The organism is Tenuifilum sp., assembly GCF_037481895.1.
Classification (GTDB): Bacteria; Bacteroidota; Bacteroidia; order Bacteroidales; family Tenuifilaceae; genus Tenuifilum; species Tenuifilum osseticum.
Window position 1 is genome coordinate 1 of the sequence record NZ_JBBFKU010000037.1, and the last position, 17,867, is coordinate 17,867.

Consider the following 17,867-nt stretch of genomic DNA (forward strand, 5'->3'; position numbering starts at 1 on the left):
ATTGATTACTTTTGAACCCTAACCACCTGATTAACAATTAGGCATTTTTTGATTTTAAATTATTTTGGACAGCTGTGCAGTAATATGAAGAAATTATTACTCTATTCTATTATAATAATTACCGTTTTAATATCAGCAACAACAATTTATTTGAATCTACCATTTGAAATAACCAGAAAATCAGATATCAGAAAAGGGAATGAATTAATTGAAAGAATTGAGGAATACAAAGAAAAGGAAAAAAAACTACCTGACGATAAAGATTTTGAAACGTTGGAAAAATTAGGATTTAAGACAGACTTAATTGCTACAAAACCATTATACACGAAGAACGATAATGGAGAATATGAAATTGTTTACTCTGAAGGCTTTGATGGTCCATTTTTAATTTGGAATTCTAATGAAAAGATTTGGAAAATGGATTATCCGAAAATATTAAAGTAATTAAAAACTGCATACAACACGTGGTTCAACCTACTGGGGCTGATGATGCAGATTCGAAAGTTTTTAGTAATTTAGTTTCGGTTTAGCGTGTGATGACGCCGTTGACTTTAACTCCCCAGCAGTTGTAACCACGGAACCGTTACCTTTCCCAAATTCTAGGTTCTTTTTTTGCCTTATCCCTCACCAATGGTAATCCGGGCTATGTTGTTGGCATGGCTGCCAATTATGCGGTAAAGGCTCACCAGCTCAAGGTGCGTTTTGGAGCTCTCAATGGATTTGCCCACCGCCTGCTTAAGCCTATCGAAATGGTTACGCTCAAGCTCAATACCAACCTTCTTGTAGTGATCGTACTTGCGGAGCTGCTTGCGGGCTACATCCAGGTTCAGTGTGTCCAGTATCTCAATGGCTCGGTTAAGCTGCTTTTGGGTTAGCCTATGGAATTCAACAAGCTCATTTTTCCCTTCATCGGAAAACTCCAGTCCTGCACCCAGCCACCATTCCCCTTTCTCAATCAGATTCTTTGATATAATATCGCCTATCTGCTCCAGCTCCTTGGTGGCAAACATCACCCTGAACACATTGTCAACCTCATTATCGCTTATATCGGCATGGCTTATTCGGAGCAGGTAGTCGTTAAGCTTATCGCGCAGGAAGTTTACATGCTCCTCCTTTTCGCGGATTGAGTCAATTACTCTTGAATCCTTGTGGGTGAATAGGGTAATGCTATCGCTTAGCATTGAGTTTACCAAGTGAGCCATGCCCACCAGCTCGCGCCGTGCAACCTCAATGGCAATTGATGGAGTATTTATCAGGTTGATATCGATATACTGGGTTTTATACCGTTGTTGTTTCTCAGGGAAGATTGGCATAACCCAATCCACAATACGGGCAAACTGAGCGGTAAAAGGCAAAACAATCAAGGCGAGTAGCACATTGTAGATTGTGTGGGCATTAGCCACCTGCCTCGATATGTTTGTAACAGTTCCCCCGGCAAAGGTGTCCATTACATCGGGAGTGAGGAACCTAACCAGTTGAGCAAAGGGCTCAATAAGCCAGAATAGAAGGAGTATTCCAATGAATTTGAATACAGCGTAGGCCATGGCCACCTTTTTGGCCTCGCGGCCCGCAGCAAATGCTGCAATTATCCCGGTTACTGCCGTGCCCAGGTTCGCACCCATGAGTAAAGGGATTGAACCCTCAAGCGATATGAGCCCCTGGGTGGTCATGGTAAGCACAATCCCAATAAATGCCGCACTACTCTGAACAAGGGCGGTTAAAAAGGTTCCAACCATCACGCCTATTAATGGTTGCTGCACGCTTTCAATAACCTGTAGGAATGGTTCGTAATGCTTTAGTGGCGACATGGCACCCGACATAAGGTGCATGCCGTAGAATAGTAGGCCAAAGCCTACAAGTGCTTCGCCAATGCTGCGGGTAACGTGTTTTTTCACAAATACCATAATGCCAAAGCCAAGGGCTACCACCAGCAGCGAGTAATCGGCTAACTTGAACGAAATTAGCTGGACTGTAATGGTAGTACCAATGGCAGCGCCCAGTATCATGCCTATGGTTTGCTCAAATCGCAACAAACCCGACTGTACAAATCCAACAAGCATCACCGTGGTTGCGCTACTCGACTGGGTTATAACGGTAACCAGTGCCCCAAAAAAGGTTGCCACAACCCTGTTCCTCGACATGCGTAGCAGAATTAGCCTTAGCTTATCGGCAATACCGTGGCGTAAACCAGTACTCATTTGGTTTATGCCGATAAAGAATATTGCTAACCCTCCCAGCAAGCCAACAATTAGCATTATTGCCCAATTGCGTGCATTGGCATAGGCTGTAAAAATCACAAAGTTTTGCGGGCTCTCAGTCTGGATGCTTGCCGATATTTGATACTCGCCCTCCTTATTACCCAAGTGAAGCTGGGTGCGTGCAATGCCCTGACTGTTGGTGAATACCTCGTACCTTTCCAAAAGGTGTCCTTTTGAGCCAAAGGGAACGCGGGTAATTTCAAACGTAACCCTTACCCCGGGGGCAGGATTCCCTGAGGAATCGGTTACCACAACTATAAATGGATGTTCAAGTCGCTCGCCGGCTCTGGCCCACTGCTCATCGCCTGAGGCTTTTACTCCACCTTCGGCACTATACTTCTGAATGGTGTAGTACTGGGCATAAGCTCTTACACTACCGCAAAATATGATAGCTATGGCAATTACACCAAAATACCTGAATGTATTTAAACATTTTAGCATAGTCCAATTTACCCAAAAATATCAGGAAAGGCAATAGTCTTTCCGCTTTTTTATTCAAACTAAAACAATCACCTTGATAGCTTGTTTCAAATCCATCACCTGTTATTTCTGCATCTTAATTATTATCAATCAATATTGTTTAGTTAAGGTTATTTGTCATGTTACGCGCAAGCGAAACATTACTGCTGTCGTGCTGAGTCCCGATTTATATAGATTGACTTCGCCGAAGCATCTCATTGCTCTTTACTCTTCAATCCTTTGAAGAGATCCCTCGACTTTGCTTGGGATGACAAAAACCCTGTCTTCCTTTCTGCTACTTGTCATGCTGAGCTAGCCGAAGCATCTCTTTACCTTAAACCCTTTTATTCTTATTGTTTTTTTGGAAATCGTTCTTTTCAGTTTTTTTTTCTGTTGCGATGCAACGTTTCACCCTTGCTCTTTGGAAAAAGTACTGTGTGCATCGCTATACATTTAAGAATAATCATGGTGTTACAAATATTTTGCCCCTACGGGGCTGGAAGCGATGTTCGTTGTTCGTGGGATACGACCTCACCCCAGCCCTTTTCCCTGAGGAGGAATGGAGCGGAAGAAGCAAACAGTGGCATAAAAGCCTGACCCGAGAATGGGTCGGGGGTGGAACGTGGCGGCGGTTATAGTAAGCGATACCACATGAGCCACGCCATAGGCGTGGCGAATAGTATCGCGTGGCAGTTCCACCCACGGGGTACCCATCGGGTCGGGCTTTTCAGCCTTGATTTTCTTTGGTTCTTTCTTGTATCAAGACAAGAAAGAACATGAAAATCACTCTTTGCAATGTTTTTCCTTTGCGATGCAACGTTTACCCCATGCTCGTTGGAAAAAGTATTGCGTGCATCGCTATACATGTGGGAATAATCAAGGTGATACAAATATTACGCCCCTACGGGGCTGGAAGCGTTGTTCGTGAAACTATTTTCATATTGAGCACGAGCGAAATGTCTTATGGGGTCGATTAGAGATCCTTCGCTGCGCTCAGGATGACAGGCATTTATATTTTTGTTAACTATACGACATTGCATTATCAATATAAAAAAAAGCCGGACAAAACATCCGGCTTAATGGTTTTAGGTAATCGTTAAAATCTAGCTCAGCTCAACATCCTCCTCAATAAATTTAACCCCAAAGTTTTCAAGTTCATTAAGAATCGGGTTGTAAAGATGCGCCTTGGTAGGAACAATAACACCACGATCCTTTATCTGCCCGGTCAGTAGCAGCTTGGTAGCAATGGCTAGCGGGGTTCCTACAGTTATTGACATGGCGGTGTGAATGGTATCTTTACCAATAGTCACCATGGTTGATGTTTTGCGATGCTTTTTGCCGGAAAGCTCATAGTCAAATATGTGTTGCATTACTATCATGTCCTTATCGTTAGGGCCAAGGGCTAACTTGGGCTCAAGGATATGCTGAAGCAGTTGGGCAGGACTTGCATTTGCAAGGCCAATGGGTTCGTTGTCGAACATTCCTAGCCATTTCAGCTTGTTAAACACCACCTCGTCCTGGGCATCAGGGATTATCCTTTTCAGCTTCTCCTCCACGGTCTCGGTGGGATGGTAGGGTAGGAAGCTATTCAAAAACTCGCGCTTGGTTAGCTTTTCGCTGTTAGCCATTTTATAGGTGTCGTCGGTCATGCCAAGCTGAACAAACACATTCCAGGCCTTGCTATACCCGGCACGACGCAGAGTGCCTCGTATTATGGTCTGTATATCTTCAATCCCATATATCTCCCTGTACTTGAGTGAGTCGCGGTTGGGGTACATCTCAAACTTGCCCAAATCCATGATATTGTACTCCCTTACGCTGGTAAAAAGACGGTGGTATGGGGTGTACTTGTACTGTCCATTCTCAAGGTACTGAGCAACCCCCTGTCCAGCCAGAACAACGTTTCGTGGGTTCCATGTAAACTTGTAGTTCCATGGGTTGTTGTCGCTTTCAGGCGCAATTAGGCCGCCGGTATTGCTTATGAATCCGGTTAGCTTTCCACCCTTGGCTCTTATCTCGTCAATAACCCGCATGGCCGACATGTGGTCAATACCCGGGTCAACCCCAAGCTCATTTAGCAGGGCAATCCCTTTCTGCCGGGCCTCCTCATGCAACGATTTCATGGTGTCCGAAACATACGAGGCGGTAAGCATGTGCTTGCCTTGCCTAACGCACTCCTGGGCAACCACCGGATGCATAAATGCAGGCAGCAACGATATTACAGCCGTTGCCCATGATACCTCATCCTGCAGCTGCTTGTTATTGTTGATATCGAATTGTATGGCCTGACCATTGGGATGATTTTTTACCTTTTGCCGGGCGGTTTCCAACGATAAATCGCCAACTCGTACAGTCCAGCCCAGCACTTTAGAGTGGTCCAGCAGGTACTTGATTAAATCGGACGATGACAGTCCTGCCCCTAGTACAAGAATCTTACTCATATCTCAAGGTTTAGGTTTTGGTTTATAGCTTTTGGTTTAAATTTGGTGCCAAACTATAATTTTTTAGGCTGATAAACTATGATTTTGTAAACTTTTTTTGTTTTTCTGACTACCTTTGGGTAGTAAACGTTGAGTACCATGATTCTGCTTTTTGTAGGCCTATGGGAACTGGTTGTAATCGTTATAGTTGCTTTGCTGCTCTTTGACTCGGCAACCCTGCTAAATGTTGCCCGATTACTGGGAAGAACCTACCACTACTTGCAAAAAAGTATCGCCGAGATTCGCAGCCAAATCAGCCTGACTAACCTGGACGACAAAGACCCTGAAAACGATGACAACCCCAGCAGTAAGCATGCTGGTTAGATTGAGTTCCCTCGCAACGCTCAGAATGATAGTTGATGTTGATAGTTGTTGGCTATTTGTTGATGGCAAATCCAATGGAACACCGAATACGCAGATTGAAATGTTTTACTCAGATAGGAAATCAGCAAAACACTAAACACCAAACACTAAACACCTTCCCCTTTTCCCTTTATCCTTTATCCTTTCCCTAAAATGTTTACCTTTGTTGAACTTCATTTTTTAGTTTACCTAGATGATAAAGGTTGAAAGCATAGTTAAATCGTTTGGAGCGCTTACCGTGCTCAAGGGCATTACGGTTGAGATACCTGAACGGAAAGTGGTTGCCATTGTTGGGCCAAGCGGGGCAGGTAAAACCACATTGCTCCAGATTATGGGAACGCTCAGCCAGCCCGATAAAGGTAAAGTGCTATACGATAGTACCGATGTTACAGCGCTTAACGATACACAGCTTGCTCGTTTCCGCAATAGCCATATTGGCTTTGTATTTCAGTTCCACCACCTTTTGCCTGAGTTTACTGCTCTTGAGAATGTATGCATGCCTGCTTTAATTGCAGGCAAAAGCATGACCGACGCCTCAAATCGTGCAAAGGAACTGCTTGATTTTCTGGGTTTGTCACACAGGGTTAGCCATAAGCCATCGGAACTATCGGGTGGGGAGCAGCAGCGTGTGGCTGTTGCACGGGCTCTCATCAACAACCCCATGGTAGTTTTAGCCGATGAGCCCTCAGGCAACCTCGATTCACACAACAAGGAGGAATTGCACAGGCTATTCTTTCACCTGCGCGATACCTTTGGGCAAACCTTTGTGGTGGTAACCCACGATAAGGAATTGGCCCGCATGGCCGACCTGCAAATTTCCATGAACGACGGTCAACTTGTTTAGCCATGCTTACACCTAAGTCGTTTGCTGAACTTGCCGATTTGCTTAACGACAGGTACAGGCGGTATGCCTGCCCTGCATTTATCATTGGCGATCCCATTCAAGTACCCCATGGCTTTTCTGATAAGCACGATATTGAGATAAGCGCTTTGTTTGCTGCAACCTTTGCATGGGGCAGCCGAAAATCGATAGTGAATAGCGCCAGCAAGCTTATGGGCATCATGGGCAATAAGCCCTACGAGTTTGTAGTGAACTTTTCCAAAGCCGACGAGCATGCCCTGCAAGGCTTTGTTCACCGAACCTTCAGCTCAGCCGATGCCATTGAGTTTGTTTACGTACTTAGGCACATATACACCCATTTAGGCGGACTTGAACAGGTATTTGCCAAGGGTTACCGCCAACAGCAATCGGTACACGATGCCATACAGGCCTACCGCAATGTATTTATGGAATGCGAGGTTCCTGCACGCACTCTCCGCCATGTCCCCAATGTTGCTGCGGGTGCTGCCGCCAAGCGTATAAATATGTTCCTGAGGTGGATGATTCGCCCGGCAACTGAGGGGGTCGATTTTGGCATCTGGAGTACCATTCCAACCTCGGCATTACTTATGCCGCTCGACCTACATACCGGCAGGGTAGCCCGTAAGCTGGGAATCCTGCAACGCGCGCAGGACGATTTTAAAGCCGTGGTTGAGCTTACCGACGCGCTAAGGCAGTTTGATCCCGCCGATCCCGTTAAGTACGATTACGCCCTTTTTGGTTTAGGCCTTCATGAAAAGTTTTAACTTGCAACTCCGTGGGTAATAGCTACTTTAAATTCAAGCAATTCACAGTGCACCAGTCAAAAGCGGCCATGCGGGTAAATACCGATGGTGTGCTTTTAGGGGCATGGGCTAATGTTACCGGCACTAACCGAATACTCGATATTGGCACGGGTACCGGTGTAATTGCGCTTATGCTTGCCCAACGCAACACAGGTGCACACATCGATGCCATTGAGATTGATGCGCAATCGGCAGCCGAGGCCAGGAGCAACGTGAACCTATCGCCCTGGGCTAACCGTATCGATGTTATCAACTGCTCGCTGCAGAGTTTTGCACCCTCGGTAAGCCACCGGTACGACCTGATTGTTTCCAATCCACCATACTTCAACCAGTCGCTCAAATCGGCTCACACCGGCCGAAACATTGCGCGCCATACCGAGAGTTTACCCTACAACCATTTGATTGAGGGCGTCATAAAGCTGCTTGCCCCAAGCGGCAGGTTCTGTGGAGTATTCCCTTACTCCGAGGGTAATGTATTCATTGCCCTGGCTGGCGCACATGGCCTTTACTGCACGCAAAAGGTTAACGTGCAGTCGCGACCCGGCCGAAAGGTGCTAAGGGTCCTGCTCCAGCTCGAAACCCAAAAACGGGCTGTGGCCGAAAGCACCCTCACCATCCACAACCCCGATGGTTCCTACTCCGATGAGTACAAACGGTTAACCGAGGATTTTTACTTGGGGTTTTAGAGATTTATGATACAAGCAGGGAATATACAGGTGCTCTGCTCTCAATTTTAGCACCATATTCTGTACTATGCAGATACCATGCTAACAACTTGTAATTTTTATGCAAAGCCGTTCTGCCAAATTTTCTATTTCGTGATGTTTTGCAATTTGAAGTACCCATTCTTCGGGAATATTTTCAAAACCGTAAAGCAAGCCTGCAAGGCCTCCCGTTACAGCTCCTGTTGTATCAGTGTCATATCCCAAATTGACCGCTTTCAAAACGGCTTCTTTGAAATTACTTGTTGTCATTAAACACCAAATACTGGCTTCAAGAGTATGCACCACATAACCAGTACTATAAATTTGTTCCGTGTCAAGTTCGTAAATACTTGATTTTAGCAATCTGTCAAACAAAGATATTTCTGCTGGGTTAATTGAAAGATTTGTTAAATGATTTAAAACAAATGTTTGCAAATTGCTGTAAATATCAAACTTGTCTCTTCCCTCAATAATTTGCTTAGCGAATTCAAGGTAGTAAAAGCATGCAATAATTGAACGGATATGCCTGTGAGTTATTGAAGATACCTTTCTTGTAATTTCGAAACGCACATTAATTGGTTTGTTATATAAATAAAAAAGCAGCGGTAAGATTCTCATTAGCGAACCGTTACCGTTATCGGTTTCTTTTGAACTACCCGCCAACTCAGGATTTTCGCCTTTTGCAATTCGCAAAATTGCCTGTTTGGTTGTTCCACCAATGTCAAAAACTTCACCATAGGGTGTCCAATAATTTTCGTTGTACCATTTTACAAAATTCTGTCCTATTTCATCAAGGCAAAAGTCATTAGTCAATCCTTCGGCCAAACAAAAAGTTAGCGAACTGTCATCGGACCAAGTCCCAGGAGGCTGATTGTGTGTGCCGTAACCAATCATAGTAGTTACAGGATTTTGGCTTATCTCTTGTCTGCTTTTAAACTCGACTGGAACCCCTAAAGCATCGCCAACTGCAACCCCAAAAAGTGCAGATTTAATTTGTTTAAGAGTCCTATTATCTTTACGAATTTCGTTTTGCATTAACGCTTTCATTGTTTATTGAATTACTTTATTTATAAATTTAAAAATAAAAATCCACCAAAAAAACTATTTGCTCATCTTTGGCGGGGCTTATAATCAATAACAAATACTTTTCATACACTTTATCGCTTGTTTGATATTCCATATTATGCTTTTTGCAATAGTAGTGTGGAAAAGGGTTTAGTAAGGAGTGTCATATGGCGTTTCTCTTATCACGTTGTCAAAATGTTCCATGTTATACAATTAAGTATTCCGCCATTGTTAGCCACTTCGTTACTGTCAATAGTTGCTATTTGTTGTCCTCTAAAAAGTTGTTCAAATTGTCGAATTGCGATATCATCTTCCCTAATACCAAAAGTTGGAACGATAACCGTATTTTGCATTTGTAAAAAGTTGATGTAGATGCCATTTGCTTGTCCGTTAGTCTTGTTACCGTATGGGTTGTATGGGATTTCGATGTAGTCAAGCCCTGCGGTGTCCAATGCAATTTTAAATGCTCTCTGAAATTCTGGTTTCTCTTTTGAATAGTCGTTAATTATTACCGTATTGTTGTCAAGGAAACGAACCATTCCATCTGCGTGACCTGTAAAATCCTTTGGTTGTTGAGGAACAAAAAAGAGTTTATCTATTTCAAATAATTCTTTTAATTTATCTGAAAGTTGTCGCCTTGAATAGTTTGGATTTTCAAGAAAAATCTTGTCGCACATTATTACTTTATCGGTTGTCTTTATTACGTTACCTCCATCTAAAACGATGTTTGATTTTATTCGATTAAGTCTTATTGAGTTGCAAATACTTTCAACATCCGGAATTGTCTTTAACCATTTCCGGCTTTGCAAATAGTCTGGGTTGTAAACAAACTGAACAAACTTGTCAGCTGTAACTTGAACTGGCATATAATCAACAGCCCAAATGTCTTTGGTGTAAGGTAATAGCTGAAAAGTGATACCACACTTTTTTAATACCGCTTCAAAGTCCATAAAGAATTTTGGATGCTTTTTTGGTAAGCAGTCAGCAATGTAAAGAGTATTTGTTTGGCTATCGGGTATCATTTACGGATTTATGTCGTAGCCCATTATTTCTTTGGCTTGTTTTTTATTGATTTTGTTGTCTGCCAAAAGTTGCCGAACAACTTTTGCTTTATCCTTGAATTTATGTTGAAGATTTAGTTCAACTATATATCGATATTTTTTCTCGGCATAATTTTCTGTGTCCTCTTTTTTCTTAGTCAAGCCGATACGAACCGCTTGGATTGGTTCGGTTTTTATCTCTTCAATTTTATCTTTTTTTAGCTCTCTCAAACAAATGCTTCCTTTGCCTGTCAAAATGTTACCGATGTTTGAGAAAATTTCTTTAAGAACGTTTGATGGGCCGCTTATGTAACGTGGACTATCTCCAAATTTCATAATTCCCCTGATTAAAAGCCCACCATAAATTTTCTTTTCATAGTCGCCAAATGTAATATCTAAACCTGCTCCGTTAAAATACCAGTTGCCCGCAAAAAGTTGTTCTGTAGAACAATGAACATAAGGATCCGGGTGATTGTCTTTATCGTAGTAGTAAACTTCTAATTCAGTAATTCTGTATGGTTGGTAGGCAACAACTAAACACAAGTAATTCATTAAATAGTAGGCCAATGTTGAAAACTTCTCGTCAAGCGATTTGATTTCAAGGCACCCGTTTAAGTAATGCCAAAATTCTGCAAATTTACTTTGTTCAATTTCTTTGTCTTTACTCTCAAGTTCAAATGCTGATAGGTAAAGGTCGAGGTATTTAATGTCTTTCACATCCGTACAAAATAAAATTTTGTAATATAAAAAAGCGAAGTTGGAAACATCCTTGTTAAGGGATAGTTTTACAATAACCCTAAAACCAACTCCCATGGTAAAGTTAGCGCTTTTTTCCAAAATCACCAGCCTTATTCCCCGGCATATATTCTTATGTTGAGTCGAGGCTGTAAAAAGCAATAAACGCCCCGTGTTCGGCGGCGGTTGCACCGCCGTCGGGCTATCAGTAGCAGGCTGTGCCTGTTTTTTTATAATTCAAGTACAGGCAAAGCCATAAGCATAATGAGCCTAAGCCTAACGTTACACTTTAGCCAGAATAGGTTAACAAAATCTAAGTTACACGTAAAAGTTATTGCTGAATTTTTGTAGATTTGTTATAGCAACAGACCGGATCAATGTCCACAGGCTACAAGATACAGGAGCAGGATGGCGCGTACTACCTAACGTTTCAGATAGTGGGATGGGTGGATCTGTTCACCCGCAAGGAGTACCGCGATGTGGTTATCGATAGCCTAAAGTTCTGCCAAAAGAATAAGGGGCTAAACCTATTCGCGTACGTAATCATGTCGAACCACATTCACCTGCTGGCGCAGAGCCAAAATGGTAATTTAAGTGGGTTTGTCCGTGATTTTAAGAGCTACACCAGCAAACGGTTCCTCGAAATCATGCAAAGTGGGAAGGAAAGCCGGAGCGAATGGCTCCGGGTGGTATTTGAGTACCAAGGCAAGCTAAAAAGCAAGCAAACCTTCCAGCTTTGGACGCACGAGAACCATGCCGAGCATATTTACAGCCAAAAGTTTATAGAGCAGAAGGTTCACTATATCCACCAAAATCCAGTACGCAGCGGCATTGTAGTAAACCCAGAGGATTACCTGTACTCCAGCGCACGCAACTACTCAGGGTTAGATTCAGTAATAGATGTAATTACCGTAGACATACGGTGGAAAACGTACAATTAGCTATATTTACCGGGCAGTGCCCGAATAGATAGATTCGACTGAGGCGTATAGCCTCAGCCGAACGGGGTGCTATTTATATTCATCAGGTAAATTTTGAACTATTTTGTTTATTTGTTCCTCCTTCTTTTCGAAAGAAAAAAGTCTATTCCAACAAAATCGTATTAGCCCCACAATTGCTCCTAACAGAGCAACATTGACTGCCATCATCCAATTACGTTTTGACTCACTCGGATTATTGTCAATATATTGAATTAACTTTTCAACATAGTTGTACTCCCAATCAATATAGAACAATTGGAAAAAGAAAAATGCGCCTATGGCAATAATCAATGGCAAACACCAATAGGCTGAAGTACGCCAATCACTCAATTTACTGTCAATAAATTCCTGACTAAGTTTAGCTTTAAGCCTTTTATTTTCTTCTTCTTTCTCTATTAGTTCCTTTGCTTGTTTAGTGGCTTTCTGATCTAAATCTTGTATCAGTTTAGAAGTAGATTCTTTGTGTGTCTCAAGCTCTGATTGTAGATTTTGATGCTTCGCTGCAATTTCTTCAACTTGTTTTTGTAACTCAGTTTTCGCAAAGTCTTTTGTCCTTTCTAGGATCTCCTCATCCTTGATTCCGTTTTCAAGTACTCCTTCAAATTTTCTTTGAACCAATGTTTGAACCAAAAATCTCTGTTGGTCAAAGTTTGTGGTCATTTCACTGATGCCTTTTAAAATGATATGAATTTTCTCGCTGTCTATTTTAGTTTCTCCACTCGGCAAGTTCAAAAAGCTAACAAAGCTTTTATAATCGTCTGTTGTTCTGCATATATATCTAAGTATAATGCTAAGCCATTGGCTTGGAAGAATAACAACAGGGGTTGATAAATTTCTATAGTAGTCCCATCTTCTTAATGATTGGTCGGTGGAAATAAAGAACTGTTTTGTTTCAAATATATTCGATTCTTTGCCTTCTCGTCTTGTTTCAATTAAGAGAATATTTGAAGCATCATAATAATCTCCATTCCAATTGTGACGGGAATTGTCAGCGTCTTTTTGTCGAGAAATTTCATTTGAAAGAGATGTTATTTTTTCTTTTATTTTTTCATCATTATCATTAAAAGGGATCTTGTATTCAGTAGTGACATTAAATTCTTCTTTGAATTTCTCATAAAGCCCTAGGATATGAGCTTCAAATAGTTCTAAGCTATCATTCACTAATCCCAATCGCCATTGATAATAAAAATCGTAAATGTCAGACAAACTTTTGAAATATTTTTCATTGAAAACATCAGGACTAATTGGCTGATTCAAAGAATACTTTTTTAATTTATCAACATAGAACTTTACAGAATCTTTAAGCTCTAAATCAGTATATTTCGAAATAACTAATTTAGTTTCAGTTTCAGTTACCTTCTTTAAAAAAGTTATAGTTCTTTTCTTTCGGTTTTCACCATTTATGCCTAATGCTCTATAAATAACATTAGTGTCTATGTAGAAAACTTTATTTTTTAGATTATTAAGTTGTAATTGGACACCTTTTCCATTATTGGAAATCATACAATATTCAAGAGCATAAGAAGCAATGTCAAAAATCGCTTTGTTTTTATCGTTATTATCCCAAGTTAGAAATTCGTTAATAACTTCTCTTTCAATTGTAGTGTAGTTATGAGATTCAATATTAATTAGGTCTTCAATTTGATTTTTGCTGTTAAGTAGTTTTTTAAAACCTTCTACATTTGTACTAAGCAATTCATATAAAAATCTGTAAATAATCTCTTTTACATTGATGCCTGTAGCTAATTCTGATTTTAGTTTCACAAACTCATCAATGAAAAAGTCAATAGTTTTATTTGAAACTTTTGATTCAAGGTGAATCTTCCTTTTTTCAGTTAAGTTTATAATTATTTCTTCTTTCTTAACATTAACAACAAATCCTTCTTCTTTCTCGTGAGTTACAATTGAAATTACTTCTTCTTCAATAAGATCTAAATTGTAAGACGTCTGGACAAACTCAATTATTTGATGAATGTTCAACGGTTTATTGCCATTACTTAAAATAGCACATTCAATAACCTTTCGGATGATAGTTTTTGTAGAAACCTCATAATTGTTGTCAGCATACAATACTGCTGCTAGCCTGAATAATTGATTGTTGTCCTGTTTTATCATATTTTACATTTCCCCTTTAAACGCTTTATCCATTAAACTGGGCTAAAGTTCGTTAATTCTTTTTCTTTCTCTTTGTGAATTTTCAACAAACTATTTATTTTTTCTCACATCCGTCCAAAATAAATTTTGTAGATAAAAAAAGTGAAGTTGGAAACATCCCCGTTAAGGGATAGTTTTACAATAACCCAAAAACCAAATCCCATGGTAAAGTTAAAACTTTTTTTCAGATTTCAAGCCTAAATCTACATCACATATCCTCTGCCATTCAAAGCAAGTACAAAGGGGCAAATAAATTAAGGGGATTGATAGTTGGACACATCTAATCAGCATGGTGTTTTGTCACCTGTGGCAGTTCTTTGTTCGAGTTCGTCTTTCAGACGCTTTCGCCCCTGCTTTGCCCAGATTTACAATCAGAAAAACCTAAACACTATAAACTAAACACAAATTTCTCTTAATCAGCATGTAAATCAATTTTTGTTTGTATCTTTGCAAGCCTAAATGGCTATGACGTTAGCCGTAAATAGTTAATAATTAAGCATATAAATGAGAAAAGAGAGTATGAACAGGGATGTTAAACGCGAGAAGCGGAGTAACTCCCCCGAGGAACCCGCCAGGGTTTACAGGCCTAGAACCCTTACGTTGAAAAAGGTAGATGCCAACGACGAAAGCGATTCTAAGCCCGAGAAAAGAGTTTCACCCCGTTCCGATGAACACAAACCGGAACCAAAGCGCAGGTCAGAGGATAGCCGCCGAGGCGATTTCCGCAAACCAAAATCCGACAATTCCGAACAGCCAAAATCGTACCGCCCACGCTCATGGAAAAAGGATTCCGATTCCAGGGAGCATGAGCCGCGCGAAACCGCACACGAGCGTAGCTCAAGACCATCACGGGATGAGCGTAAGCACGAAAGTGGACGGAAAAACGATGGCTTTAAGCTGGTAAAACATACCCGTTACAACGAAAGCAAAAGCAAGGAGTACACCCGCGATAACGCAAAGGCGGAGGGCATGGTTGCCAAAAAAACAGCCGATGAGCTTATCCGCCTTAACAGGTATATAGCCAACTCAGGGGTGTGCAGCCGTCGCGAGGCCGATGAGCTGATTGCTAACGGCATGGTTACCGTTAACGGCAAGGTGGTTACCGAACTGGGTACCAAGGTTCGTCGCGACGATGTGGTTATGTATAAGGGCAAGCGGCTAACCGCTGAGCGCAAGGTTTACATCCTGCTTAACAAACCCAAGGACTACGTTACCACCGTTGACGATCCCCATGCCAAGCATACCGTGATGGAGCTCATTGAGGGTGCCTGCGATGTTCGTGTTTACCCCGTTGGTAGGCTGGACCGCAACAGCACTGGCGTGCTTCTGCTCACCAACGATGGTGACCTTACCACCAGGCTGACACACCCCAGCTTCAAAAAGCGCAAAATATACCATGTGGGACTCGACCGCAAGGTTCGCCCCGAAGATTTGAATAAAATATTTGAGGGGGTTGAGCTCGACGGCGAAAAAATTCAGGTAGATGCCATTGATTACGTTGATGGAAGCGATGGCTCCGAGGTGGGTATCGAAATCCATAGCGGCCAAAACCGCGTTGTCCGTCGTATCTTTGAGTCGCTAGGCTACAAGGTAATAAAGCTCGATAGGGTTTACTTTGCCGGCCTCACCAAGAAGAATTTGCCACGTGGCAAGTGGCGCTTCCTTACCGAGAAAGAGGTTAACATGCTTAAGATGAATAGGTTTTATTAGGATTTAATCATCTTTGGCCATGTCGCACAAATCGGGTTTTGTAAATATTATTGGTAACCCCAATGTGGGTAAATCAACCCTAATGAATGCCCTTGTGGGCGAGCGGATTTCCATTGTTACTAGCAAGGCGCAAACCACCCGCCACCGCATAATGGGCATTGTTAACTCCGACGATTTTCAGATTGTTTACTCCGATACGCCGGGTGTTCTGAAGCCCGCCTACAAGCTGCAATCGGCCATGATGCGGTTTGTGGAGTCGGCGCTGGAGGATGCCGATGTAATCCTTTATATCACCGACACGGTTGAAACACCCAATAAGAATCAGGAATTCCTGGACAAAATCCAGCAGTTGGATATTCCAATTATCCTGGCAATAAACAAGGTTGACCTGTCCACACAGGAAAAGGTTGCGCTCCTAATTGAGCAGTGGGGGCAAATGATGCCCAAGGCCGATATTCTTCCAATATCAGCCCTGCACGGCTTTAACACCGATGCGTTGGCAAACATGATTGTTGAGAGGCTGCCCGAGGGGCCTGAGTATTTCCCCAAGGATACCCTAACCGACAAGACACTCCGCTTTTTTGCAGCCGAAATTATCCGGGAAAAAATCCTGCTGAACTACAAAAAGGAAATCCCTTACTCGGTTGAGGTTGAAATTGAAGAGTACAAGGAATCGGAAACAATTGACCGTATTAGGGCGATAATCTATGTGGACAGGGAGTCGCAGAAGTCAATTATAATTGGAAGCCAGGGACGAATGCTGAAAAAGGTGGGAACCGAGGCACGCCTCGAGCTGGAAACCTTTCTGGGGAAAAAAGTATTCCTGGAGATTTACGTAAAGGTTGACCCCAACTGGCGCAACGACGAGGGCAAGCTCAAACGCTTTGGTTACCCCTTGTAATTCGATATTGGTAGTATTTCATTTAAAACGATATTTAGGGCAATGGGAAATTTAATTGCTATTGTAGGAAGGCCCAACGTGGGTAAATCGACATTCTTTAACCGTTTGGTTGGCTGGCGCCATGCCATTGTTGACGAAATTGCCGGCGTTACCCGCGACCGCATTTACGGGAAAAGCGATTGGAATGGAAAGGAATTCTCAGTGATTGACACGGGCGGTTGGGTGGAAAATTCCGATGATATTTTTGAGGAGGAGATTCGCAAGCAGGTGCTTATTGCTATTGATGAGGCCGATATTATCACCTTCCTGGTTGATGCCCAGGAGGGCATAACCGACATGGATATTGCTGTGGCAGAGATACTGAGGCGGAGTTCAAAGCCCGTTTACCTGGTGGCCAACAAGGTTGACAATAACGCCATACGCATGCAAGCGGGTGAGTTCTACAGCTTGGGTCTTGGCGACCCATGGTGTATCTCATCCATCAATGGTTCCGGTACGGGCGATTTGCTCGATGATATTGTGAAACATTTCACCGATATTGATGAGTCAGCTGAGCAAAACGAAGTGCCCCGCATTGCCGTTGTTGGCCGCCCAAATGTGGGTAAATCGTCGTTAATCAACACCTTTATTGGTGAGGAACGTAACATTGTAACCCCGTTGGCCGGCACCACGCGCGATGCCATTGATACCCACTACCGTAAGTTTGGCCATGATTTTATTATTGTCGATACTGCTGGCCTACGGCGTAAAACCAAGGTAAAGGAGGATTTGGAGTTTTACTCCGTGATGCGTTCCGTAAGGGCAATTGAGAGCTCCGATGTATGCCTTTTGCTCATTGACGCCACCCAAGGAATTGAACGGCAGGATATGAATATCTTCAGCCTTATAGTCCGCAATAAGAAAGGTTTAGTGCTGGTTGTAAACAAATGGGATTTGGTGGAAAAGAACAACAAAACCGTTGATGAGTACACCAAGCTCATCAAGGAACGAATTGCCCCTTTCAACGATGTTCCTATCATTTTTGCATCGGCATTAACCAAACAGCGTGTTTTCAAGGTGATTGAAGCCGCCATGCAGGTTTACGAAAATCGTAAGCGCCGAATTCCCACTTCGGAGCTAAACAATTTTCTGCAGGAAACACTGCAAATCAAGGAGCCGCCGGTTTATAAGGGTAAACTTGTGAAAATTAAGTATGCCGCGCAGTTACCCACCAAAACCCCACAGTTTGCATTTTTCTGCAACTTGCCACAGTATATAAAGGATCCTTACAAGCGATTCATTGAAAATAGGCTAAGGGAAAAGTTTAACCTTACCGGAGTACCTATTCAAATATACTTTAGGGAGAAGTAGCAT

At 42.3% G+C, this 17,867-nt stretch carries 16 protein-coding genes; 9 read left to right on the forward strand and 7 right to left on the reverse strand.

All coding sequences use genetic code 11. The annotated features are described in order from the left end of the window. Window positions 1-84: 84 nt before the first annotated feature. On the forward strand, window positions 85-444 hold the full coding sequence (locus WHS63_RS10765) for a hypothetical protein (RefSeq protein WP_445205112.1): 360 nt from the start codon (window positions 85-87) through the stop codon (window positions 442-444). 173 nt (window positions 445-617) lie between these two features. On the opposite strand, the gene WHS63_RS10770 is transcribed toward WHS63_RS10765, so the two are convergent. The 3 genes from WHS63_RS10770 to WHS63_RS10780 form a co-directional block, all read right to left on the reverse strand. After that, a complete protein-coding gene (locus WHS63_RS10770; protein ID WP_445205113.1) occupies window positions 618-2,699 on the reverse strand; it encodes a Na/Pi symporter in 2,082 nt (693 codons plus the stop codon). 549 nt (window positions 2,700-3,248) lie between these two features. Next, window positions 3,249-3,431, reverse strand: coding sequence for a hypothetical protein (locus WHS63_RS10775; protein WP_445205114.1), 183 nt, complete (start codon window positions 3,429-3,431; stop codon window positions 3,249-3,251). A 389-nt stretch (window positions 3,432-3,820) separates the two neighbouring features. Continuing rightward, window positions 3,821-5,158 carry a saccharopine dehydrogenase C-terminal domain-containing protein gene (locus tag WHS63_RS10780; RefSeq protein ID WP_445205115.1) on the reverse strand — a complete coding sequence of 446 codons (1,338 nt, stop codon included), beginning with the start codon at window positions 5,156-5,158 and terminating at the stop codon, window positions 3,821-3,823. A 138-nt stretch (window positions 5,159-5,296) separates the two neighbouring features. On the opposite strand from WHS63_RS10780, the gene WHS63_RS10785 reads away from it, so the two are divergent. The 4 genes from WHS63_RS10785 to WHS63_RS10800 all read left to right on the forward strand — a co-directional run bounded on the left by WHS63_RS10785 (window position 5,297) and on the right by WHS63_RS10800 (window position 7,911). Continuing rightward, complete coding sequence (locus WHS63_RS10785; protein WP_445205116.1) at window positions 5,297-5,521, forward strand: Sec-independent protein translocase subunit TatA/TatB; 225 nt, start codon at window positions 5,297-5,299, stop codon at window positions 5,519-5,521. A 232-nt stretch (window positions 5,522-5,753) separates the two neighbouring features. Continuing rightward, window positions 5,754-6,404 (forward strand): ABC transporter ATP-binding protein, encoded by a 651-nt coding sequence (locus WHS63_RS10790; RefSeq protein WP_445205117.1) that lies wholly within the window; start codon window positions 5,754-5,756, stop codon window positions 6,402-6,404. 2 nt (window positions 6,405-6,406) lie between these two features. Beyond that, a complete protein-coding gene (locus WHS63_RS10795) occupies window positions 6,407-7,186 on the forward strand; it encodes a TIGR02757 family protein (protein WP_445200930.1) in 780 nt (259 codons plus the stop codon). 11 nt (window positions 7,187-7,197) lie between these two features. Continuing rightward, window positions 7,198-7,911, forward strand: coding sequence for a tRNA1(Val) (adenine(37)-N6)-methyltransferase (locus WHS63_RS10800; RefSeq protein ID WP_445205118.1), 714 nt, complete (start codon window positions 7,198-7,200; stop codon window positions 7,909-7,911). Between the two features lie 81 nt (window positions 7,912-7,992). On the opposite strand, the gene WHS63_RS10805 is transcribed toward WHS63_RS10800, so the two are convergent. From WHS63_RS10805 to WHS63_RS10815, 3 genes are all read right to left on the reverse strand, one after another. Then, window positions 7,993-8,976, reverse strand: coding sequence for an ADP-ribosylglycohydrolase family protein (locus WHS63_RS10805; protein WP_445205119.1), 984 nt, complete (start codon window positions 8,974-8,976; stop codon window positions 7,993-7,995). Between the two features lie 200 nt (window positions 8,977-9,176). Next, window positions 9,177-10,016, reverse strand: coding sequence for an agmatine deiminase family protein (locus WHS63_RS10810; RefSeq protein WP_369489226.1), 840 nt, complete (start codon window positions 10,014-10,016; stop codon window positions 9,177-9,179). Then, a complete protein-coding gene (locus WHS63_RS10815) occupies window positions 10,017-10,847 on the reverse strand; it encodes a hypothetical protein (RefSeq protein ID WP_445205120.1) in 831 nt (276 codons plus the stop codon). It abuts the gene before it with no gap. A gap of 299 nt (window positions 10,848-11,146) precedes the next feature. Between WHS63_RS10815 and WHS63_RS10820 the strand changes: the two genes are divergently transcribed. Continuing rightward, window positions 11,147-11,710 carry an REP-associated tyrosine transposase gene (locus WHS63_RS10820; RefSeq protein ID WP_369489228.1) on the forward strand — a complete coding sequence of 188 codons (564 nt, stop codon included), beginning with the start codon at window positions 11,147-11,149 and terminating at the stop codon, window positions 11,708-11,710. A 69-nt stretch (window positions 11,711-11,779) separates the two neighbouring features. Here WHS63_RS10820 and WHS63_RS10825 read toward each other — a convergent pair whose 3' ends face one another. Beyond that, complete coding sequence (locus WHS63_RS10825) at window positions 11,780-13,864, reverse strand: hypothetical protein (RefSeq protein ID WP_369489229.1); 2,085 nt, start codon at window positions 13,862-13,864, stop codon at window positions 11,780-11,782. 543 nt (window positions 13,865-14,407) lie between these two features. On the opposite strand from WHS63_RS10825, the gene WHS63_RS10830 reads away from it, so the two are divergent. The 3 genes from WHS63_RS10830 to der are packed head-to-tail and all read left to right on the forward strand — an operon-like array spanning window position 14,408 to window position 17,864. Continuing rightward, entirely contained in the window at window positions 14,408-15,613 is a 1,206-nt protein-coding gene (locus WHS63_RS10830; protein WP_369489230.1) for a pseudouridine synthase, read from the forward strand. A 19-nt stretch (window positions 15,614-15,632) separates the two neighbouring features. Next, window positions 15,633-16,514 (forward strand): GTPase Era, encoded by an 882-nt coding sequence (gene era, locus WHS63_RS10835; RefSeq protein ID WP_369489231.1) that lies wholly within the window; start codon window positions 15,633-15,635, stop codon window positions 16,512-16,514. 42 nt (window positions 16,515-16,556) lie between these two features. Continuing rightward, window positions 16,557-17,864, forward strand: coding sequence for a ribosome biogenesis GTPase Der (der, locus tag WHS63_RS10840; RefSeq protein ID WP_369489232.1), 1,308 nt, complete (start codon window positions 16,557-16,559; stop codon window positions 17,862-17,864). The last annotated feature ends 3 nt before the right edge of the window (window positions 17,865-17,867 follow it).